Source organism: Halosimplex amylolyticum, from assembly GCF_051414035.1.
GTDB lineage: Archaea > Halobacteriota > Halobacteria > Halobacteriales > Haloarculaceae > Halosimplex > Halosimplex amylolyticum.
In genome coordinates this window covers 106599-129826 of sequence record NZ_JBLKNW010000003.1, presented here as the reverse complement: position 1 = coordinate 129826, position 23228 = coordinate 106599, and the positions used below count along the sequence as shown (strand labels likewise).

Here is a 23228-nt window from a genome sequence, read left to right as displayed (position 1 = left end):
CAACTATGCCTCTGGGAAGGCTCTGGATGGACAAGAGAATTCGCTTCCAGTCGTGCGATTATCGAACTCTTAGATCGCCCTGGTTCGAGCTTCCTTGGTAGTCGAACATAACGAGATTCATCGCTCGTAGACCCCGCACTATTCCTGAGCAGTTCACAGAGATGGCCAGAAGTCAGAGCGGTCCGAACACCCCGCTGTCAGGAGGTACGAACAGCAGACCCCCACCCCTCGCAACGAGTGAAAGCGAATCTTGCCCGGTCGCCTCAACTCGAGGCGTCGAGGGCCTCGACGACGATTGCAGGATCCCGCAGGAGGCGGTGTTCGAGATAGCTTCCCTCACCCTGGCCGCCACCGGTGTGGTTCGACTCGGTAACACCGAGGAACGACTGCTCTTTGAGCAGACGATAGACCCGGTCCTCCGAGAGCGGTTCGGCCCCTTCTCGGTCTGCAAGGGTCACGTAGAGGGTGTAGATCCGGTGGGTCCGGAACGCCTCCCGTTCAGGGTTGTCGGCGGTCAAAAGTGCAAGCGCCCGGAGGATATACTGTACGTGTGGCGTGGTCCCGCTGACGAGTTTCTCGAAGCGGTTGACCTCGGCTCGGGTGACCGCGTTGTCGACGTGGTCGACAGTGACTGAGTCGGTTCCCTGCTTCTCGGCGAGCCGTCCGGCTTCGTAGAGCGTATCGATGGCCTTACGCGCGTCGCCGTGTTCCTTGGCCGAGAGCGCGGCGACCTTCGGAATAACGTCCGATTCGAGGACACCGTCGACGAAGGCGTCAGTCCGATTGTCGAGAATCTCCCGGAGTTGACCGGCGTCATAAGGGTCGAACACTAGTTCGTTGTCCTGGAGGCTGGAGTCGATCCGTTCGTTCAACCGTTCCCGATACTCGATCTTGTTGCTGATGCAGATCGCGCCGATGTGAGCCTCGGACTTGCCACTCTCGCGGGCCCGCGAGAGGCTTCGAAGCAGTTCGTCATCGTCCAGTTTGTCGATCTCGTCGAGGATGACGACAAGCGAGTCGACGCCGTGGTCTTCGAGCAGGTCCCAAGTGATGTCTCGGTAGTCCGCGGCGGCGATCCCGACACGCGGGATGTCCACGTCTGCACCGAGATTTGCGGCGAGCTGGCGAGCCATTTCTCTGCTAGCCTTCGTCTCCGTCTGGTAGTCCGAGCAGTCGACGTACGCGTGCTGGAAGATGACGCTGTTAGCCTCGGCTTCGGTGTGTGCCTCTCGGGACACACACCGGGTAACGAGTGACTTACCAGCGCCGGTCTTCCCGTAGACGATGGTGGTTTCCGGCGGTCCACCGACGGTCGCCGGTCCAAGCGCTTGCCCGATCGAGTTCACCTCGTCATCGCGGCCGACGACGCGATCCAGTTCGGGCACGTGGCCCACGCGGAGTAGTTCCCGGTTAGTGAATATCCCGCCCGTCTCGAAGATATTGGTCGTCTGGTCCGGTTCTGCCATCAAGTACACTATCCGAGTGGGACATTAGTCATAAACGTGCCGACTTCACAACGAGTGAAACCGATTTTGAACACTATACCTTCCACTATCGGCACGTCTAGAAACACCTATAAATTATACTGTCCGGATAGAGACACCACGGACCGAGTGAAGTGGCAATGATGTCAATGCTTTCACTGGCCGATATATCCCCTACCAATCCTAATTGACCAGTTCGGTCTCTCTGTTGGTGCTTCCTTCTGCTTGTGCCTCGGGGGCCCGGTCTTTATGGAAGCGAAAATTATCTGTTCTGTTTTCACTCGGTGTCCGGTGTGTGTCTGCACGATGCGGACGGTTTTGCCGTCCGGACAGTTTGAGTACGTTCACTCGTTGGCCGGTGTGTCTGTACGAACATTGCTTACTCGCCACTGCTGACGGCGAGTTCTGGCCGGGTACGTCCGTTGTTTGTAGTTCGGTACCGCCAGGAGTACCGAGCCCTTCAGCACGAACAAGCGAGGATCACTACAATACTCTCTTCACTCGGTACCGGACGTATCTCTTTTCCTCAGTTCTCACTGACTCACAACTGTTCACTCTTCTTGGATGGCGTTACCGGCATAGGCACCGCTGCAGTAAGGCGCGCCTGTTCCGACTGTTCCTTGCATTGAGCACGTAACCCGAACTTACGGAAACGTCCGTGAAAACGACGGTCTCAGGGGTTTATCTGTCGACTTAGATTACAGTCGTCTCGTCAGACACAGCGAGTCACCTCGCTGGCACCCTCTCAAAAAATGACTCCGTACACCACTACACTCCGGCTTTCGAACGAGCACGACGGACGCGACTTCGACTACTGGAGGCGAGCATGAACGACGCGGTCCCGATTGGACTCGTCGTTCTCATGGTCTGTAGCGTCTTCGCGCCGTCAGTCGCCGCGGCAGATATGACACAGTCCGACTCGATACAGGACCGAGCGGCCGTCGAAACCCCGACAGAGAAGGTAGCGACACAACCATCACACGACCAGCAGTCACCATCAACACTAACGTCGTTACAGGAAGTCGACGAGGTCCCCTACGACGAACTCAGTGACCAACTCCGTGCGCTCGCGAGCGTCACGCCAGAGACGACTGTCTCCGTGAACGAGTCGCTGAACGAGAGCCAGCAAGCGGCCGCGCGAGACGGCGCACGGGAAGGCGCGCAACTCGCCCAGGAGCAGGGCGTCAACGTCACGCAGGCCCAACTCAACGCCACGATCAACAGTTCGCTCCGCGCGGCCGCGCAGTTCCAGAACGTCTCAGCCGAACAGATCCAGGCCGCAACGAAAGGCGCGGCCCACGGCGCACTCATCCAATCCCAGCAGGTGAACGTCACGCAAATCCAGGCCGGCGTGTACGCGAGTGCGGCCGGCGCGATGTCACAGTCGGCGACCGTCACGCAGCAGCAGGCGGCCGCGTACGGCGCGGCCCACGGAACGGTCGCCCAGTCCCAGCAGGCGAATGTCACGCAGATCCAGTTCGCCGCGGTTGGCGCCGCGGCGGGAGCGACACACGCGGATGCCCCCGCCGAGGACGAGGCAGGGGACGTGACGCAGACCCAGCAGGTGAACGTCACGCAGGTGCAGGAAGCGGCGCAGGGTGCCGCCTATGGCTCGCTCGAACAGCGACAGGCCGTGAACGTCACGCAGGTCCAGGCCGCGGCGTTCGGCGCCGCGGGCGGTGCGGTCGAGAGCACGAGCGGCGCGAACCCCAAGAAGGTCCAGGAGTCGGCGATGGGCGCGGCACAGGGCGCGCTCATCCAGATCCAGCAGGTGACGATCACGCAGGTCCAGGCGGCCGCTCGTGGCGCCTGCAAGGGCGCGCTGGCCCAGAGCCAGAACGTAACCGTCACCCAGATCCAGCAGTCGTCGATGGGGGCCGCCGAGGGCGCGCTCTCCCAGTCCCAGGGCGCGACGGTCGTCCAGATCCAGGCCGCCGCGCTGGGGGCCGCGCGCGGAACGCTCACGCAGGTCCAGTCGGTGCGGATCGTGCAGATCCAGCAGGCGGCGTTCGGCGCGGCCGCGGGCGCGGTCGGCTCCGCGGTCCAGTACCAGGTGACGAACGTCCGGCAGATCCAGGCCGCGGCCGCAGGTGCGGGCTCGGGCACCGTCATCCAGATCCAGCAGATCAACATCGTCCAGATACAGATAATCGCCGAGAGCGCGGCCACTGGTGTGCTCTCGCAATCCCAGGGCGCATCGGTCGTCCAGATTCAGTCGGCGGCCCAGGGAGCGAGTGAGGGGTCGCTCGCGCTCATCCAGACTCAGACCGTTAGCGTCGAACAGATCCAGACGTCGACCGAGCGCGCGGCCGCCAATACTGTCCAGACGGCCGTCGAGATCAACGTCACCCAGGAAGTGACCATCTACAACTACGCGAAGGGGACCGCCGAGGATCCCGAGGACGACGAGCCGGACCGCCTGCGCAGTCTATTCGCCTCGGCCGACGACGAGACGATCTTCCTCGCGAACCCTAACGATGTCGCGGTCACGGTGACCGTGACCAGCGACGCCGGCGACCTGCAGACCGTCACGCTCGCGCCCGGCGAGTCGACCACGCTTGAACTCGACCCCGGGACGTACACCCTGACCGCCGAGACCGACGACGGCCGCGATGTCGAACTCGCCGGACGGTCCGAACTCACCATCTCAGTCGGCGACCAACTGCAGAGTCTCAGCGCGACCGTCGACAACCAGACGCTCACCGTCGACAACCCGAACGACCAGCGCGTGGTCGTGACGGCCGAGCGCGACGACGGCCAGCGCGAGACCTTCGAGGTGCCTCGCGACTGGACTGTCGCCCAGCGGCTCGACCCCGGGACGTACACGCTGACGGCCGAGACGACCGAGGGCCGGTCGGTTCAGATCAACGGTCAGTCTGAGGCGGAGGTGACGATAGAGGCCCCCGCACCCGAACCGGAAGAACCTGAAGCGATCGACTTGGAGGTGAGCGTCGACGGCCAGACCCTCACGATCGAGAACCCGAGTAACGCCACCGTCACGGTTACGGCGACCGACGAGGAGGGAACCGAAGAGGGGATCGAGGTTGGCGCGAACGCGACCGAGACGCTGACGCTCGATCCGGGCACCTACACCCTGACCGGCGAGAGCGAGGATCGCGAGGTCGTCTTCGGGGGTCAGTCAACCTACGAGTTCACGATCACTGCGGTGGAGGCGATAGATCTCACCGTCACCGTCGAGGGGCAGAACGTTACGCTCGCGAACCCGAGTGATGCGGCCGTCACGGTTACGGCGTCCGCCGAGGAGATGGAAAACCGCACGATCGAGATCGCGGCCGGAGAGAACGCGACTGAACAGTTCGAACCGGGAACCTACACGCTGACCGGCGAAAGCGCTGAGCGCGACGTTCTCGTCGAGGGCGAGTCCGCCTACGAGATCACGATCAACGAGAGCGCCGAACCGGAGCCGATCGATCTCGACGTTTCGGTCGCGGACCAGAACGTCACGATCGCGAACCTCGGTGACATCGCCGTCACGGTCACCGCGTCTGCCGAGGGAGTCGAGAACAGGACGCTCGAAATCTCCGCGAACGAGACCGTCAGTGAGCAGTTCGAACCGGGCACCTACACCCTGACCGGCGAGAGCGCGGACCGAGAGGTCCTGCTGAACGGTTCGCCGAACGTGACCATCACCGTCGAGGCAGCGGGCGTCGACCGGCAGATCAACTCGTGTCGGAACATCACCCAGCCCGGTGCGTACGAACTGACCGCGGACGTCCAGGCCACGGAGCAGGACACTTGTCTCCGGGTGCAGGCGAGTGACGTCGTCATCGACGGGAACGACTACAGTATCGAGGGACCGGGTCCCATCGAGAACCCCGAGTCCGGCACCGTGAACGCCGGTATCTGGGTCTTTAACGACAGCGATGTTTCGGTCGAGAACGTCTCCGTTCGAAACGTCAGCGCGAGCGGCTGGAATCAGGGCCTCGCGGTCGACCTGATCGGTTTTGGCGGCGTCACAGACGTCTCGGTCGCGGATTCCGCGTTCAGCGAGAACGAGCAGGGCCTGCTCTTCCGCGGGCTCGACGCGAACGTGACCAACGTCACGCTGGCCGAGAACTCGCTCGGTCTGCTCGCCGCCGAGACGGGCGAGATCGCCGTCAACGACAGCACCATCGAGGGGAACGAGAACGGGCTTGCCGCCGTCGAGACCACGCAAGTCTCCGTCGAGTCGTCGGTCGTGCGCGCGAACGACGGCACGGGTCTCGCGACCGATGCGAACAGCCTGCTCGACGTGCGTAACACGACGGTGTCGGACAACGGCGGCGAGGGCGTCCGCGCGCGAAACACGGGGAGCGAACTGACGATGGTCAACGCGACCGTCTCCGGCAACGGACTGGCCGGCGTTGTGCTCTTGCGCCACTCCGTCGCCACGCTGGAGAACGTGACCATCGCAGACAACGACGGCGCCGGCGTCGTCGAGCAGTCCGCGATGAGCGACACGAACGTCACCGACTCGCTGATCGAGGCGAACGCCGGCCCGGGCGTCAGCGTCGGCACCGACGTCACCGGGACGGTCGTCAGCGACACGACGGTCCGGAACAACGGCGACGACGGCGTGCGAGTCGACGGCAGCGCGACGCTCGACAACGTCACCGTCACTGACAACGTCGGCCTCGCGCTTGAAGCGACCGACGGCAGCGCGACCGCGACCGCGCTTCGCCTCGGTCCGTCGCTGAACACCACTTTCGACGACAAGTCCGTCGCGCTGGACTCGGTCGAGCAGACGGCGCTCCCGGACCTCCTCGAGGACGCCACCGCCCTCGGGCCGGGACTGAACGCGAGTAGTCTGGACGGCGACATCCAGGTGCGATTCGAACTCGAAGGCGTCGGGACCGACGAGACCGACGACGTGGTCCAGCTCTGGCGCTACGACGGGACCGAGTGGACGACGGTCGTGAACGAGACCGAGTCCGTGGACGGGATCGTGACGCAGACGATCACCGAGGACGGGATCTACGCGCTCGTCAGCGTCCCAGCCGAAGCCGACCTCGCGGTGAACGCGACCGTCGGCAACCGCGTCGTCTGGGCGGAGAACCCGACCGACGGCCCGCTTGCTGTAGACGTGACGAACGAGTCGGGGACCATCCGGTCGCTCCAGGTCGATTCGGGGGCGAACGAGTCGATCACCGGTCTCGAACCGGGCGAGTACACGCTGACAGCCGCGACCCTGGCTGGTGAATCTGTGCCCGTCAACGGCGAGACCGAGTGGCAGTTTTCGCTTCCGCCCGACCTCGAATCGCTCGCGTTGACCGTCGACGATAATGTCACTGCGACGAACCCCAACGACGAGGCGGTCGAGTTGACCGTCGAGAACGAGACCGGGCTCGTGACGACGCTCACCGTCGACGCGGACTCGACGGCACAGATCAACGGGACCGATCTCGAAACGGGAACCTACACGGCCAGTGCCGAGACGGCCGACGGGCGGAGCGTTCCGGTCGACGGCCAGTGGAACCTGACATTCGAATTCGAGCGCCCCGAGACGGTCGGGGACACGCCGACTGGAACGCCGACGGAGACGGCGACGGAGACGGCGACCGACACCGCGACGGCAACGGCGGCTCCGACCGAGACAGCGACGGCGACAGCCACCGCGACCCCGACCGAGTCGCCCATGGCGACGGCGACAGCCACCGCGACCCCGACGGCGACGCAGACGGCGACTGACGCACCGACCGACACGTCACCGACGCAGACGACGACCACGGGTGGACTGGCGGAATCGAGAGAGAGCGTCGAAGGGGCAGTCTCGAAACTCGTGAACTTCTTCGGCAGTCTACTCTGACACGAGACCTTCGACCCTCTCTGTCTGTCCGTCGCTACTGATTCTTTTCGATTCTCTACTAAACTAAGTCGCTGCACAATAGTGCGCGGCTCGATCTTCCTTTTGAATCTTATCGAGATGATCGGTCTGATGGAGGTCATTATCGCAATAATGATTATCTGGATAATGACCTCGTGATAGCAGTAAAGAGCCCCGGTGATCGTCCACCATTGCAATGCTCAATCGGCAGATTACTGACCGATGATCGCATTCGTACCGCCCACTGTCGCTCCCTCCCACGGCTCCCGAAAGCTTACTCGTGGAGGCACCGGAGTTCTCGACAGATTCCGCATGGCGATCGAACTGGAGGGCGAACACACCACCGCTCGCGTACTGGTCGACGACGAGTCGCTCGCCGAGGACAACTGCCTGGCGCAGATCCAGGAACTCGTCGACCACCCGGCGTTCACCCAGCCCGTCCGCGTGATGCCGGACACCCACTGGGGCGCCGGCGCGCCCATCGGCTTCACGATGCCGCTGGCCGAGCGCGTCGTGCCGAACATCGTCGGCGTCGACGTGGGGTGCGGCATGGCATCGACGAATATCGGTGACGAACTCCCGCTGTCCGACGCCGAGCGCGAGCGGCGCGTCCGTGAGGCGGTCCCGATGGGCCGGTCGGTCCACGACTACGACGAGTCGGTCCACCTCGTCGACGATTTCCCCTTCGAGCGCGCCAACGAGGTGTTCGCGTCGTTCGATGCCGCGGTCCGGGAGCGCTTCGGCCGGTCGGTAGAACCCGTCGAGTTCGATTTCGACGGCTACGACGGCGAGTACTTCAAGTCGCTGTGCGACCGCGTGCTGACCGGGCGAGCGGGGATGGGCCACGTCATCCGGAGCGCGGGCACGCTCGGAGGCGGGAACCACTTCGTCGAGTTCGCCCGCGCTCGCAACTCGGGAGAGTACTGGCTCGTCATCCACAGCGGGTCGCGCTACCTCGGCAAGGCCGTCGCCGAGTTCTGGCAGGCGCGCGCCACGGAGCAGCGCGACGCAGACGTCATCCGCTCGGCCATCCCCGCCGAGTACGCCGAGTACGTCAAGTTCGACCCGGAGACGGTCTCCGACGCCGACCTCAAAGCCTGGGTGACTGGCGGGATGGGCGAGTCGCACCTCCGGAAGGACGCCATCCGCACGGACTTCGACGACGACCGCGTCGATGCGGTGTTCGAGACGCTCTCGAACCCCGGCGGCGACGACCGGAACGAGTCGCTGGACTGGCTGGAGGGCCGCGAGGCCGACGGCTACTACGTCGACATGCTGTTCGCCCAGCAGTACGCCCGCTGGAACCGCGAGCTCATGAGTGAGGCCATCTGCGGCGCGCTCGGCGTCGAACCCGTCGAGCGTTTCCAGTCGATTCACAACTACGTCGACTTCCGCGACCTGACCGTTCGAAAGGGAGCGACGCCCGCCCGGGAGGGCCAGCGACTGGTCGTCCCGTTCAACATGGCCGAGGGGTCGCTGCTCGCCCGCGGCCGGGGCAACGACGAGTACCACCAGACCGCGCCGCACGGCGCTGGCCGCGTGATGGGTCGCCGAGAGGCCCACGAGTCGCTCTCGCTCGAGGCGTTCGAGGCGTCGATGGAGGACGTCTACTCCGAATCCGTCGTCGACGACGTCCTCGACGAGGCGCCGATGGCGTACAAGCCCGCCGAGGCGATCGCCGAGGCCGTCGAACCGACCGCCGAGGTCGTCGACTGGCTCGACCCCGTTCACAACCTGAAGGCGCTGGAGTAGTCGAACTAAGTCACGGAGGAATCGCATCTACGACGTCCGGGATGCCGTAGAGGCTCACGTCCTCCCGTTCCTCGGCTTGTCGCCGGATGTCGTCAGTGAATCCAGAGCGGCTGAACAACGCGTACTGCGTCGTCGCGTCCGCGGGTTCGTCTCCCCATCTGACGTTGTCGGCAGTCCGTTCGAGATCGGTCAGTACCCCCTCGCTCACTGGTGTCGACGTGAACTTGCACTCTCCCGCGACCAGTCCGTCGCGGCTGAGTCCGAGAACGTCGAGTTCGTGTTCCTGGAACCACCACTGCCCGACGCGCAGGAATTGGCGGTCGACGAGCCCCGGGAGCGCCTTCTGGCACAGGCGCTCGAAGAGCGGACTCACGTGATCGGCCAACTCCGGCGCAACTAGCTCCTCGTACGCGTCATCGCCGAGGAGCCGCAGTCGGTCCTGATTTCCGTAGACGAACCGGAACCAGAACCGAAACAGCGGGTCGGCGATCCGGTACCGGCCGTGCTTCGACGACTTGGGCGACTCAGTGACGGGAATGTGGCGCTCGACAAGTCGGAGCCGCTGCAATTTCTGCAGATACGTGCTGAGCGAACCGGATTCGACACCGGCCATTCCAGCGATCTCGTTCGGTGTCCGTCGCCCGTGAGCGAGTGCACGGAGGATACTGAAGTACGTGTTCGGCTGGCGTAGCTCGGTTCGAAGCAGAAACTCCGGCTCCGCGTAGAGCAGGCCTCGATCGGAGAGCACAGAGGACTGGACGTTTTCGGCAAGCGACTTCGTTGAGTCGATCGTCTGCAGGTAATACGGCGTTCCGCCGTAGATTGCCCACGCTTTCACCGCCGTCTCGGGATCGTAGTCGGGGAAGAATTCGCGCGCGTCACGGACTGTCAACGGCTTCAGATCGATCGTGGCAGTTCGACGGCCGTACAGTGGACTTCCGCCGGCGAGGACTTCGTCTTCCATGACACTGATCGACGAACCGATGAGCACGAGCGTCGTCGCCGTGTCCTGGAGCTCCGTGTCCCAGACGCGCTGGATACGGGAGGGGAGCGAGTCGTCTTCCTCGATGAGGAACGGGAACTCGTCGATGATTACGACTGCGTCACGGTCGCCGAGTGCCGTAAGAAGCGCTTCCCAGTCCCGTCGAATGTTTGCGAGGTCGGGAAACTGCGCCGTGGCCGCGTCGACGAACTGGTCGAGCTGGTTCGGTGCTGTGGACTCGATCGCCTGGTAATAGACGGCGTCCTCACGGCCGGCGATCGACTGACGGGCGAGTTCGCTCTTCCCCAGGCGACGGCGCCCGTACAGGATGATCAACTCGGCGTCGTCGGAGTCATACCGGGCCTGAATGTCGGTTAGTTCTCGCGCCCGGTTGACGAACTTCGACATGTCCCTCCATACTCGACGAGTCAATATGGAAGTTCTCATTTCAGAAATCGCGATTTCAGAAATCACGATTTCTAAATAGGTGCACCGGACGAATCCACTGAGGGGGACACTCCACCACCCAGGCTAACGACCGGACTCTTGCCCTCACCTGAATCGGATTCAATTTACACAGAGAGTGCGAGAATATTAGCAGGATAGTTATAGTAATTCAATTATCTAGTAAATATTATTTATATACCGTCTCCCGGGATAATCGGCGGTCGGTGACAGAGACGCGAACGATCATCGAACAAGACGCTTTTGGCGCGAATCAGGAGTCAGATGACGATCTATGACTTTCAGCGGACCTCGTCCGTGAAACTGAGCGGCCCTGTGCGGAACGCCTGGTCAGTTCGGCTCACCGGTAGCGGAAATCAGCAGGCAGTTCCTCTCAGGGTCCGATAACGGCCGCATTTTGCGCGCCATGCTGTTAATAGACGGCTTCTGAGTACTGATTTCTGAGACTGCCCGTGAATTAGTCAGTAGCGTTAGCGTCTCTCGAGAGCAACAGAAGTATAGAAAACAAATGTATGACACAAATATTATGGATCGGTGTGCGGATGTCGATACGCGTCGGGTCGCTGTGGTTTCGCCTGTATCTCGCTGACCGAGGTCCAGATGCCAAAGCGGGTCCGCGAACGATCCTCAGGGGAGCCAATTCGGGCTCGTTTCCCTCGGAGAGACACCGTCCGAGTCAGCACAAGAGTTAACTGAAGTTACGTGCTGGATGCGTTCATGGAATTGACACGCCGCGACGCGGTAGCGGCGCTTGCGGCCATCGGTGTCGGCGGTGGGGTGGTGTACGGCGCGTCCGAGTTACAGGATAGGGACGGGCCAGACAGACCCGACGGGACCGACGGGCCCGACGGAACGCCGACGGACGGTGACGACGCTGAACCGCTCCTCGAGACGACAGTCGCGCTCGCCGCGGTCGTCTATCCGTCCGAAGTCTCCGAGGTCGAATCGTTCGTCCGGACGTTCGTAGCGGGGCGCATCGAGGGCGACGAGGACCACCGCGCCGCAATGGTCGACGCCGCGAAGGCGCTGGACGACCGCGCCCGCTCGGAACACTCCACGCCGTTCCGCGAACTGGAACCCGAGGAGGGGGACGCGCTCCTCCAGTCCCTTCGAATGTCGCAGGTCGACCCCGACCCGGAGGGCGACGAACTCGAACGGATCCGGTACTTCCTCGTCAACGAGTTGCTCTACGGGCTGATGCGCTCACCCAAGGGCGGGGAGCTGGTCGGTATCGCGAACCCGCCGGGCCACCCGGGCGGACTCGACGCGTACCAGCAGGGACCTGATCGATGACCGCCACGGATCGCACGCCGTCCGACCGAGCTGACGTCTGTATCGTCGGCGCGGGCCCCGCAGGCGGCATCGTCGCGCATTCGCTGGCCGAGCGCGGCCACGAGGTGGTCGTCCTCGAAGCCGGTCCCCGCGTGCCGCTCGAAGAGCGCCTCGAGCGGATGGAGCGCCACCAGCGCCCGGCCCACGACTGGACGGACGTCTGGGACATGGGCGGCGACCGCGACGCCTACAGTTCGACCGGCGACGTGGACTACCCGCTGAACAGGACGCGCATCAAGGGCGTCGGCGGGACGACGCTCCACTGGATCGGCTACACGCCGCGACTCCACCCCAAGGACTTCGAGATGGAGTCCCGATACGGCCTCGCTACCGACTGGCCGATCTCTTACGGCGACCTGCGGCCCTACTACGCCGAGGCCGAGTCGGAGATGGGCGTCGCCGGAAGCGAGGACAACCCCTTCGCCCCGCCCCGCGAGGCGTCGTTCCCGATGGAAGCGTTCCCGCCGAGCCACTCCGATTCGATCCTCGGCGAGGCCTGCGAAGAACTCGACATCGACGTCCACTCGGTGCCGCAGGCGCGCAACAGCGAGGGGTACGACGGCCGCAGCGCCTGCGTCGGCTACGGCACCTGTACCCCGGTCTGCCCCTCGGGCGCGAAGTACGACGGGTCGGTCCACGTCCGCAAAGCCGAGGAAGCGGGCGCACGCGTCGTCGACCGGGCGCAGGTCCAGCGCCTCGAACACGGCCCCGACGGCGAACGCGTCGAGGCCGCGGTCTACGCCACCCCCGACGGGACCGAACACCGCCAGGAAGCCCGACAGTTCGTGATCGCCTGCGGCGCCATCGAGACGCCGCGCTTGCTTCTACTCTCCCAGTCCGAGACCTATCCCGACGGACTCGCCAACTCTTCGGGCGCCGTCGGTCGATACCTGATGGACCACCTGCTGTACCTCGTCACCGGCCAGCTCCCGGAGCCCACCGGGCAACACCAGGTCGGCTTCACCACGTCGGTCACCCACCAGTTCTACGACCACGAGGAGGAGACGCCGGGGAGCTTCTTCGTCGGCTTCCTCAACTACGCCGGCCCCTCGCCGGTCGAGGCCGCCCTGGGCGACGGTGGCTGGGGCGACGACGTCACGACCGCCGTCGGCCGTTCGTACGGGGGCCACATCGGGACGGAGGCGCTCGTCGAACAGCTCCCCGACCCGAACAGCCGAGTCACGCTCGACGACTCACAGACCGACGACCACGGCAACCCAGTCCCGGACGTCCACTGGACGGTCGGCGACTACGCGCGGGCGACCGCCGAGAAAGCGATCCAGGTCCAGCGCGATATCCTCAGCGAGGCCGGCGCGCGCGTCGACTACGCCACCCCGGATCACAGCCCGCTGTCGGGAAGCCATCCGATGGGGACGACTCGGATGGGCGAAGACCCCGCCGAAAGCGTCGTGGATCCCCGGCTTCGCACGCACGACCTGGCGAATCTCTCCATCGCGTCCAGCAGCGTCTTCCCCACCGGCGGGGCGATGAACCCGACGCTCACCATCGCGGCGCTCTCGCTGAAAGCCGCCGAGCACGTCGACGCCGCCCTCTGACGTCCCGGCCGTCCCCGTCCAATTCTCCCCCGTCTGCGCAACGTTTCGAGAACGACGGCAAACGACTGCCGACCGACCGGATGAGTCAGTCGTCCGGACGGGGACGGGGACGGGTCAGCCGCCCCGCGGCCCGGCGTATTCGGCCGACCCGGATCGGTCCTCGGCGCCGCTGACCAGTTCGCCCTCCGGCACGAACAGCGGCTCCAGCAACGTCGTGTGGAACCAGGCGGCGACCGCCGGGAACACCAGCACGAACGCGACAGTGAGCGCGAGCGACAGTACCAGGAGCAGGCCGGTGAGCAACAGCATCGAGAGCGCGGCCACCGAGTGCGAGATGGTCCACCGGTAGCTCGTCCTGACGGCCTCCGCGAGCGGGACGCCGACGGCCAGCCCGACGAACGTCGGGACCAGCACCAGCACGAGGTGGACGGTCACGTACAGGCCCGCCACCCCGAGGACGCCGGCAATCGCCGCCTCTGTCCGCACGAACTGGGCGACGTAGAGGACGCTGATTCCCGCCAAGAGGACGACGACGCCCCCGAGCAGGAGGGCGTTGATACCGTGGTCGCGCACCGTTTCGCGGACCGCGCCGACGTCGACGGACCCCTGCTCGCGCAACGAGGCGACTGCGGCGTAGGCGCCCAGCGTCGCCGGTCCCACCGTGACCAGCGGGAGCGACGCCAGCGTCCACGCGAGGCTCACGCCGACGACCGAGAGGGCGTTCTGTGCGACGAACCGGAACGACGCGCTGAACGCGCCGTGGACCGCTTCGATGCCGACGTCGGTGTCGATATCGGTTTCAGTGTCGCTCATGGGTCACCTGCCCGCCCGCGGTCGGTTCGCGGTGCGACGCCCCAGTCGGTGCCGGCCGCGACCGGCGGCCCGGTGCGACCGGTCGTGTCTGGCGCGACTTGCGGCCCGGTGCGGCCGTCCGTAGCTGGCGCGACTCGCGGCGCACGCTGCCGTTCGCGGGTGTCGCGTGTCGTCGCGTGGGCCGGGAGCGAGACGCCGGAGTCGGTCATGGCTGACACTGCGGGGCCGAACTGCCTCCCTCGTTCGGTCCCGGCCAAACTTGCTGTGTTCGCGCCCGTCGCCGGGGTCGGACGGTCTACCCGGAACGTGAGAGCCACGGCCGCGGGCGGTGTCGGCCGACGAGAGCGGGACGACGGACTGGCGAAGGAGACCGGCGAGAAGAGAAAAGACGGCAGACGGGGCCGGGACAGGGGTCACTCGGTGACGCCCTGCATCTCGACGGCCTGCACGAGGTACCGCTGGAGCAGGAGGAAGACCAACAGCAGCGGCACCGACGCGATGAGCGCCGCGGCCATGGTGCGGCCCGGCCGGTAGATCTGGGCGTTGAGCAGCGAGACGAGCCCGATCGGGAGCGTGAACGCCGCGTTGTCCTGCAACACGACGAGCGGCCACAGGAACGCGTTCCAGTTGAACACGAACATGAACAGCGCCAGCGCGGTCAACACCGGCCGCGCGAGCGGCAGGATGATCCGCGAGTAGATCTGGAAGTTCGAGAAGCCGTCCAGACGCGCGGCCTCCTCGTACTCGTCGGGGATGTCCTTGAAGAACTGGTAGAGCAGGAACACCCCGAGCGGGCTCGCCACCGCGGGCAGGATGACGCCCCAGATGCTGTTGACGAGCCCGAGGTCCGCGACGATCGTGAACAGCGGCACGATGTTCAGGTAGTACGGGACCATGAAGCTCGCGACGATGATCCCGAGGATGGCTCCCTGGCCCGGCCAGCTCAGCCGCGACAGCGAGTAGGCGATCATCGAGTCGGCGATCAGGATCAGCACGGTCGCCGCGCCCGCGATGATGAACGTGTTGATCGTCCAGTCGACGATGAGCGAGTTCTCGAACAGGAACTGGTAGTGTTCTAGCGTGAACTCCGGCGGGATCCAGTACGGGATGCCGTCGATCGCGGTACTCCGGGGCTGGAACGACAGCGTCGCCATGTAGAGGTACGGGAGCAGGAAGATCAGCGCGACCCCGTACAGGAACGCGTGGATGCCCACGCTCTCGAGCGTGAGGTTGCTCGTCAGTCCGTCGAACGACCGCCCGGTGCGGCCGGCTGTCGTCTCGTCGGGGCGTGCATCACTCATTGTTTCCTCCGATGACGTAGTAGTTCACGAGCGAGATCCCGACCAGGATGGCGAAGAGGATGTACCCGATCGCCGCGGCGTAGCCGAAGGACTGCTGGTTGAACGCCGACTGGTAGAGGTAGTAGACGATCGTCCGCGTCGACTGGCTGGGCCCGCCGCCGGTCATGACGTAGGGCTGCCCGAAGACCTGGAACTGGTAGATGAACTGGATGATGACGACGAACAGCAGGGCGTTTCGCATCTGCGGGACCGTGATGTCCCGGAACTGGCGCCAGGTGCTGGCGCCGTCGAGCCGCGCGGCCTCGTAGAGCCGCTCGGGGACGTTCTGGCGGGCCGCGAGCAGGATGATGAAGTTGAATCCCAGCAGCCACCAGACCGTCGTCATCGCCAGCGACGGCATCGCCAACAGCTCCGAGGTCAACCACTGGGGCCGGATCCCGAAGAACAGGTTCAGGTAGTAGTTGATCGGGCCGAAGTCCGTCGAGAGGAACTCCAGCCAGATGATCGCCACGACCGCGATCGTCAACACGTAGGGGCTGAAGTAGATAGTCCGGAGCGCAGTCTTGCCCTTCACGTTGCGGTTGACGCCCAGCGCGAGGGCGAGGCTCAGGACCACCATCGGAGCCACGGTCAGCACCACGAAGTAGATCGTGTTCCAGAGGGCGCTCCAGAAGAACGGGTCGTTCAGGAGCTCCACGTAGTTCTGGATCCCGATCCACTCCGACTCCGACGGGAGCAGCGGGTTCCAGTCGTGCGCGCTCATCCACAGCCCCTTGGCCAGGGGCCACAGGAGGAACACGGCGAACGCGGCCAGGTACGGAAGCGCCCAGAGGTAGCCCTGGATGGTCTCCCAGCTGATCCCACCGATGCTCTGGCGCTTGCGGCCCTCCTCGGTCCGCGTCAGCCCAGACAATCGATTGCGTATCGACATGATAGGTGGTGTAGGTCGCCGGGGTCAGTTCCCGAGCGAGTTGTTGACCGTGTCGTAGCCCGACTGGAGGCCCTCTTCGGGCTCGGCGTTGTGCGCCCAGACGTCGACCAGCCAGCTCCAGTTGGACTCGTCGTTCGGGTCACCCTGCGGCCACTGCGGGTGGAAAAAGTACTCCTCGTTTTCGGCCATCTCGAGGAACTTGCTCAGCGTCTGGTCGTAGACCGGCGACTCCTCGAGCGCACCGGACTCGTTTATCTCCCGGCCGGCCGGAAGGTGGCCCGCCTCGGTCCCCCACTCGGGGTTCTGGGTGGTGATCCAGTTGGCGGCCTCGGCGGCCAGTCGGGTCTTCTCCTCGTTGCGGTCCGCGCTCTGGGGCAGGATGATGGTGTGCCCGTCCGCCCAGGCGGCGTTTTGCTCGTGACCGGGCGCGACGTAGGGCTTGAAGAAGCCCCAGTCGAAGTCGTCGAGTTCGCGCATGACGTTGACGTACCACGTCCCGTTGGTGACCATCCCGAGGTTGCCGTTCTGGAAGACGCGGTTGCCCCAGTTCTCCTCGGAGGTCTGCTCGGCCCAGCCCCAGTCGCCGGTCATGTCGTAGAACGTCTGGATCATCTCCTGGGCCACGTCGTTGTTGAACTTGGGTTCGCTGGCGTCGTCGTTGAACAGTTCCCCGCCGGCCTGCTTGACCCAGCTGCTCCAGGCGCGGTAGGAACCGACCCCGTCGTTGTACGGCGTCGGTACCCACGCGTGGTTGTCGGTCTCCGAGACGATCGCGTCACCCGCTGCCTTGAACTCCTCCCAGTTGCTCGGCGGGCTCTCGGGGTCGAGTCCCGCTTCCTCGAAGATCGTCTTGTTGTAGTAGATCCCGGCCGGGTGGAAGTCCATCGGCAGCGCCTGGGCCTCGCCGTTGATCGTGACCAGGTCGGCGTGAGTGTTGAGATACTCCTCTTCGATACCGGCGTCGAGGTACTGCGTCGGGTCGACGAGGACGTCACTGAACCGGCGCAGCAGCGACCCGTGCATGATCCCCATGTCGGGCGCGGCGCCGCCGGTCAACGACGTGAACAGCCGGTCGTAGTACTGGTCCCACGGGACGCGCTGGCGCCGGATGCCGACGCCGTCGCCCAGCGGGCGCTCCTGGTTGAACTTGTCGATGATGTTGGACATCACGACGCCGTCCCCGCCGCCGAACAGCGTCCAGTACGTGAGGACCGTATCCGCGTCCGGCGGCGTCGCCGATGGCGTCGTGGTCGCGGTTCCGCCACCACCGTCGCCACCGTCGCCGCCGCCGTCGCCACCGTCGCCACCGTCGCCGCCGCCGTCGCCACCGTCGCCGCCGCTGCTACACCCGGCGAGTCCGACAGTGCCAGCGATACCGGCCGCCTTGATGAATCTGCGACGACGCTTGTTAACGCCGTTGTCATCGAATGACATAGGTGAGCATATTGAACGGCGGTATATAAATATACCGGCGGGGTTACCGGACGGAACGGAAATCCCATCCGCTCGACGCGGAAAGAGCATCGAGAGATCGTGTCGGGGACGGGTCGGTTGTGACCGGGGGGAGAGCCGCGTCGGGAGAGAAGAGTGGATTTGTGCGTCCGGGGTCGGACCGGGTCGAGGGCAGCCTCAGTCTTCGGCGGTTGCGACCGAACTCTCCCCGGATGCCTGCGCCTGGGCCGTCGGTTCGATATCCGCGAGGACGTTCCGGCCGGTCTTCTGGCGGAAGAGGTGGAGGTTCGACTCGTCGAACCGGACCGTGATGTCGGTCCCCTCCTCGGGTTTGACGTCGCCGGGGACGCGGACCCGACACTCCTCTTCGCCCATCGTGAGATAGAGGTAGTTGTCGCTGCCAATCGGCTCGCGGACGTCGAGGTGCGCCTGGATGGCGTTCTCTTCGGTGCCCTCGGCCAGGTGGATGTTCTCCGGGCGGATCCCCAGGATGAGCTCTTCCCCGTCGCTCGCGTGCTCTCTGACCTGTTCGAGGTGCTGTTCCGAGAGGTGGTAGTCGAAGGCCTCGCCCACAAGCGTGTTGCCGTCCAACTTGACGTCGAAGGTGTTCATCGACGGGCTGCCGACGAAGTCGGCGACGAACAGGTTCGCGGGTTCGTTGTAGATCTCCTCTGGCGTCCCGACCTGCTGGATCTGCCCCGCGTCCAGAACGACGATCCGGTCGGACATCGTCATGGCCTCCTCCTGGTCGTGGGTCACGTAGATCGAGGTCGTCCCGAGCTCCTCCTGGATGCGCTGGAGTTCCGTCCGCATGTGGACGCGCAGTTTCGCGTCGAGGTTCGAGAGGGGTTCGTCGAACAGGAACACCTCGGGGTCGCGCACGATCGCCCGGCCGGTGGCGACGCGCTGTTGCTGGCCGCCCGAGAGGCTCCCCGGCTTCTTATCCAGCTGGTCTTCGATCCCCATCATCTCGGCGGCCTCCTCGACGCGTTCCCCGACTTCCTCGTCCGAGAGGTCCGAGGTCAGTTTCAGCCCGTAAGACATGTTCTTCCGGGCGGTCATGTGGGGGTACAGCGCGTAGTTCTGGAACACCATCGCCACCCCCCTGTCCTGGGGCTGGACGTCGTTGATGACCCGGTCCCCGATCTTCATCGTCCCCTCGGTGATGTCCTCGAGGCCGGCGACCATCCGCAGCAGCGTCGACTTCCCCGACCCCGACGGGCCGACGATGGTCACGAACTCGCCGTCCTCGACCTCCAGACTGACGCCATCGACGGCCAGTATCCGCCCCTCGTCGCTATCCTCGTAGATTTTCGTCACGTCGTCGATGTTAACACTAGCCATATCGCCTCATATGCCGGGACCTGTTAAAATATCTTCGGCCATCTGTTCACTACCGACGAAACAGTTAACCGTCCCATCCCGATATCGGGGAGTATGCGTTCCGAGAGAGCGACTGGTCCCGGGGTCACGACGCCTGCGCGACGGGGTGGACGGTGAGCGGGCCACGGACACCGTCCGCCCGGGTCGACGTCTGTATCGTCGGATCAGGCCCCGCTGGCGCCGTCACCGCTGCCACGCTCGCCGAGCGCGGCCACGAGGTGGTCGTCCTCGAGGCGGGCCCGCGGTTCGATTTCGCCGACCGACAGCGCCGGATGGAGCGCCACCTGCGTCCCGCCCACGGGTGGACCGACGTCTGGGACATGGGCGGACCGCGCGACGCCTACACGTCGAGCGGAACCGTCGACTACCCGCTGAACACGACACGCGTGAAAGGCGTCGGCGGGACGACGCTGCACTGGCTGGGACTCACGCCGCGCTTTCACGAGAAGGACTTCGAGATGGAGTCCCGATACGGCCTCGGCACCGACTGGCCGATCTCCTACGCCGACCTGCGGCCCTACTACGCCGAGGCCGAGCGCGAGATGGGCGTCGCCGGAAGCGAGGACAACCCCTTCGCCCCGCCCCGCGAGGCATCGTTCCCGATGGAGCGGTTCCCGCCGAGTTACTCTGACTCGCTGTTCGCCGCGGCCTGCGAGGAACTCGACATCGCGGTCCACTCGGTCCCGCAGGCGCGCAACAGCGAACCGTACGACGGTCGGTCGGCGTGCCAGGGCTGGGGCACGTGTGCGCCGGTCTGTCCCTCGGGCGCCAAGTACGACGCGACCGTTCACGTCCGGAAAGCCGAGGAAGAAGGCGCACGCGTCGTCGACCGGGCGCCGGTCCAGCGCCTCGAACACGGCCCCGACGGCGAACGCGTCGAGGCCGCCGTCTACGCCACCCCCGACGGGACCGAACACCGACAGGAGGCACGCCAGTTCGTGGTGGCCTGTGGCGGCATCGAGACGCCGCGCCTGTTGCTGCTGTCGAAGTCCGAACAGTACCCCGACGGACTGGCCAACTCCTCTGGTGTGGTGGGACGCTACCTGATGGAACACGCCTTCGCGGGCACGAACGCACTCCTGCTGGAGCGGACCGAACAGCACGAGATCGGCTTCATCACCAGCGAGTCCCACCAGTTCTACGACCACGAGGAACCGACCCCGGGGAGCATCAAACTGGAATTCTTCAACTACGCAGGCCCGTCGCCGCTGGACCTCGCGCTCGGGGACGGGCGGTGGGGCACGGACCTGCAGGAGGCCGTCGACTTCGAGTTCGGCAACCACCTCCAGATAGGCGCCCTCGTCGAGCAGTTGCCCGACCCGACGAACCGCGTCACGCTCGACACCGACGAGACGGACGACCACGGCAACCCCGTCCCGGACGTCTCCTGGGACGTCGGCGACCACGCCGTCGCGTCCCTGGAACGGGCCCAGTCGGTCCAACGCCGGATCCTCTCGTCGATGGACACGCAGATAACCGGCCAGACGGACGTCCATCACCCGGGCGCCGCCCGCCACCCCGCCGGCACGACGCGGATGGGGACGGACCCGACCGACAGCGTCGTCGACCACCGGCTCCGGACCCACGACCTCGACAACCTCACGGTCGCATCGAGCAGCGTCTTCCCGACCAGCGGCGCGATGAACCCCACGCTCACCATCGTCGCGCTCGCGCTCAAGGCCGCCGACCACCTCGACGCTGATCTGTAGGGTTCTCCAGGAACGGCCGGGGCGGTCCCGGATGCGGCCGCCTTCGGGCCTGTGGGCGACGACGACGTCTCCGTCGAGCGGACCTGGGCGCCCGACGACGCGGTGAGGGTCTCGTTCTCACGACCGGTCGAATTTCCGGCGCCTGTCGACGTCTCGCATCGCCCTAAAGACGAGCGCAGATTCTCGAATATCAGTAACGATTAATCATTATCTAACCGTGGTCGATGCGGGCGGAGGGGCCTCCCGGGTGTCCCGGGAGCGGTTATCGGATCGAGACGCCGACGACGGTCGACGGCGGGAGGTCGGCCGTGAGCGTCCCGTCGTTCTCGACGCCGACGTCGAACGATTCGGGCTCGAACGACGCGGCGTTGTCGGCGTCCACCACGGCGTCGTGTTCCTGGTCGCCGAAGAGGATCTGCGCGTCGACGGCGTCGGGGTCGGCGTTCTCGACGTCGATCTCGACCGAGTGCTCACCCCGGAGGTCGAGGTTCGTGAGCGTGACGTAGGTCCCGTCGTCGGACAGAGAGGCCGAGGCGCCGACCAGCGGGAGGTCGTCGTCCTTGTTCTCGACCTCGCGGGTGGGCGCGTCGACGGAAGTACGGACGGCGTCGTTGCCCTGGTGGGGCGAGTACAGGTCGAAGACGTGGTAGGTGGGGCGGGCCCAGGCGTCGTCGCCCTCGGTCTCGACGAGACACTGGAGGACGTTGACGGTCTGGGCGATGTTACCCATCGTCATCACGTCCGCGTGGTGGTTGAAGATATCGAGCACGGCGGCGGCCGAGAGGGCGTCGACGACGGTCCCGGGCTGTTCGAGGCCGGTCTCGGCCACTGACTCGGTATGCCAGGCCCCCCACTCGTCGATGATGACACCGATGTCGCGCGTCGTCGCCGACGCGTTGATCGCAGCGGCGATCCGTTCGATGTGTTCGTCCATCTCGAGCGCCTCGACGAGGAACCGGTCGAACGTCTCGTCGTCCTCGGTCTCCACGACGGACATGGTCCGGCCGTAGTAGTGGTGCAGCGTCAGGTGGTCCAGCGGGAACTCGGCGCCCCAGGCGGACTCACTGACCTCCTCCATGAACCGGCGGTTCCACTCGTGGTCCTCGAAGCCGCAGGCGATCAGGTCGAACTCCTGGTCGGCCATCAGGTGGTCCATCGTCCCGACGTACGTGGCGAAGCGGCGGTACTCTCGGGCGTACTGCTCGGGCGACATCTGGCCGCCACACCCCCAGTTCTCGTTGCCGATGCCCCAGTAGGGCACGTCGAAGGGGTCCTCGCGACCGTTTTCCCGTCGGCGGTCGGCCAGCGCCGTGTCGCCGCCGTAGGTGCAGTACTCGACCCAGTCGGCGGCCTCCTGGGGGTCGCCCGACCCGACGTTCAGGGCGAGGTACGGCTCGGTGTCGATGCGCTCGCAGAGTTCGAGGAACTCGTGGGTGCCGAAGCTGTTGGGCTCTTCCGGCACCTCCTCGCGGCCCTGCGCCCAGAAGAGGTTCCGTCGGCGGGGACGGTCCTCGCCGACGCCGTCCTCCCAGTGATAGTCGTCGGCGAAACAGCCGCCCGGCCAGCGGAGCACGGGCAGGTCGAGGTCCTCGAGGAGGCCGACGACGTCCTCGCGGAACCCCTCGCCGTCGACGGTCTCGTCGTGCCAGATACCGTCGTAGACACAGCGCCCGAGATGCTCCGAGAAGTGCCCGTGGAGTTCGGGTTCGATACGGTCGATGCGCGCCTCCGGATGTACCGCTATGCGAGCGTCTGGCATACGACTGTATGCTCCAGTGACGAGCCAATAAAACAACCGGTCGGGGGGATCTGCTCCGCAAGTCTCGTTCGCCCGGCCGGGCTACGCCGGCGCTCCTCAGTAGAGTGTGGAGGGGATTCACTGCCTGCCGCCGTCGTCTGCGGAGTATCCGTCCACAGCGTGACGCCCCGACGTAGTTCCGAGATGGCCGGAACACCGCTCTACTCGCTCAGGCGGCCGTCTGCGTGTCCGCAGTCCGGAACTACCAGTCGAGTACCTGATTACACTGTTCCCTCCCACCATAGCGAAGCTCCATGAACGACCATTATAGACAATCGCGCCACTGTTTCTCGAAGTTGTGGTTCTCTTTGCCAATCACAAATGATAGTGTAGAAATCAGGCAGATTACACCAGTAATACTGTAATCTCATTGTCTGGCAGTGGACGGCCGATCCTGTGCCGGCATTCCGACTATTTCGGAACGCCGTCGTCACACAGGGAACGGT

General features: G+C 65.1%; 13 protein-coding genes. 5 read left to right on the top strand and 8 right to left on the bottom strand.

Going from position 1 to position 23228, the window contains the following annotated elements; translation table 11 throughout:
- Nucleotides 1-263 precede the first annotated feature (263 nt).
- Nucleotides 264-1466 carry a Cdc6/Cdc18 family protein gene (locus ACMGFE_RS15820; protein ID WP_436926197.1) on the bottom strand — a complete coding sequence of 401 codons (1203 nt, stop codon included), beginning with the start codon at nucleotides 1464-1466 and terminating at the stop codon, nucleotides 264-266.
- A 922-nt stretch (nucleotides 1467-2388) separates the two neighbouring features.
- On the opposite strand from ACMGFE_RS15820, the gene ACMGFE_RS15815 reads away from it, so the two are divergent.
- Both ACMGFE_RS15815 and ACMGFE_RS15810 read left to right on the top strand, forming a co-directional pair.
- On the top strand, nucleotides 2389-7290 hold the full coding sequence (locus tag ACMGFE_RS15815) for a right-handed parallel beta-helix repeat-containing protein (RefSeq protein ID WP_436926196.1): 4902 nt from the start codon (nucleotides 2389-2391) through the stop codon (nucleotides 7288-7290).
- Nucleotides 7291-7620: 330 nt separating this feature from the next.
- Nucleotides 7621-9060 carry an RtcB family protein gene (locus ACMGFE_RS15810; RefSeq protein ID WP_436926195.1) on the top strand — a complete coding sequence of 480 codons (1440 nt, stop codon included), beginning with the start codon at nucleotides 7621-7623 and terminating at the stop codon, nucleotides 9058-9060.
- Nucleotides 9061-9070: 10 nt separating this feature from the next.
- Here ACMGFE_RS15810 and ACMGFE_RS15805 read toward each other — a convergent pair whose 3' ends face one another.
- The gene (locus tag ACMGFE_RS15805) at nucleotides 9071-10450 is read right to left on the bottom strand and encodes an ATP-binding protein (RefSeq protein WP_436926194.1); all 1380 of its coding nucleotides are present in this window, start codon (nucleotides 10448-10450) and stop codon (nucleotides 9071-9073) included.
- Nucleotides 10451-11224: 774 nt separating this feature from the next.
- On the opposite strand from ACMGFE_RS15805, the gene ACMGFE_RS15800 reads away from it, so the two are divergent.
- Nucleotides 11225-11800 carry a gluconate 2-dehydrogenase subunit 3 family protein gene (locus ACMGFE_RS15800; protein WP_436926193.1) on the top strand — a complete coding sequence of 192 codons (576 nt, stop codon included), beginning with the start codon at nucleotides 11225-11227 and terminating at the stop codon, nucleotides 11798-11800.
- Nucleotides 11797-13395: a GMC family oxidoreductase gene (locus ACMGFE_RS15795; protein ID WP_436926192.1), complete on the top strand. Its 1599-nt coding sequence runs from the start codon at nucleotides 11797-11799 to the stop codon at nucleotides 13393-13395. Before ACMGFE_RS15800 ends, ACMGFE_RS15795 begins: the two co-directional genes overlap by 4 nt.
- A 114-nt stretch (nucleotides 13396-13509) precedes the next feature.
- On the opposite strand, the gene ACMGFE_RS15790 is transcribed toward ACMGFE_RS15795, so the two are convergent.
- The 5 genes from ACMGFE_RS15790 to ACMGFE_RS15770 all read right to left on the bottom strand — a co-directional run bounded on the left by ACMGFE_RS15790 (nucleotide 13510) and on the right by ACMGFE_RS15770 (nucleotide 19236).
- Nucleotides 13510-14208, bottom strand: coding sequence for a hypothetical protein (locus tag ACMGFE_RS15790; RefSeq protein WP_436926191.1), 699 nt, complete (start codon nucleotides 14206-14208; stop codon nucleotides 13510-13512).
- A gap of 413 nt (nucleotides 14209-14621) precedes the next feature.
- On the bottom strand, nucleotides 14622-15509 hold the full coding sequence (locus ACMGFE_RS15785) for a carbohydrate ABC transporter permease (protein ID WP_436926190.1): 888 nt from the start codon (nucleotides 15507-15509) through the stop codon (nucleotides 14622-14624).
- On the bottom strand, nucleotides 15502-16440 hold the full coding sequence (locus ACMGFE_RS15780; protein WP_436926189.1) for a carbohydrate ABC transporter permease: 939 nt from the start codon (nucleotides 16438-16440) through the stop codon (nucleotides 15502-15504). The genes ACMGFE_RS15785 and ACMGFE_RS15780 overlap by 8 nt, the downstream gene beginning before the upstream one ends.
- 24 nt (nucleotides 16441-16464) lie before the next feature.
- Nucleotides 16465-17874 (bottom strand): extracellular solute-binding protein, encoded by a 1410-nt coding sequence (locus tag ACMGFE_RS15775; protein ID WP_436926188.1) that lies wholly within the window; start codon nucleotides 17872-17874, stop codon nucleotides 16465-16467.
- Nucleotides 17875-18069: 195 nt separating this feature from the next.
- A complete protein-coding gene (locus tag ACMGFE_RS15770) occupies nucleotides 18070-19236 on the bottom strand; it encodes an ABC transporter ATP-binding protein (protein ID WP_436926187.1) in 1167 nt (388 codons plus the stop codon).
- Nucleotides 19237-19388: 152 nt separating this feature from the next.
- Between ACMGFE_RS15770 and ACMGFE_RS15765 the strand changes: the two genes are divergently transcribed.
- Nucleotides 19389-20984 carry a GMC family oxidoreductase gene (locus ACMGFE_RS15765; protein ID WP_436926186.1) on the top strand — a complete coding sequence of 532 codons (1596 nt, stop codon included), beginning with the start codon at nucleotides 19389-19391 and terminating at the stop codon, nucleotides 20982-20984.
- A 262-nt stretch (nucleotides 20985-21246) separates the two neighbouring features.
- Here ACMGFE_RS15765 and ACMGFE_RS15760 read toward each other — a convergent pair whose 3' ends face one another.
- On the bottom strand, nucleotides 21247-22743 hold the full coding sequence (locus ACMGFE_RS15760) for an alpha-N-arabinofuranosidase (RefSeq protein ID WP_436926185.1): 1497 nt from the start codon (nucleotides 22741-22743) through the stop codon (nucleotides 21247-21249).
- Between the last annotated feature and the right edge of the window lie 485 nt (nucleotides 22744-23228).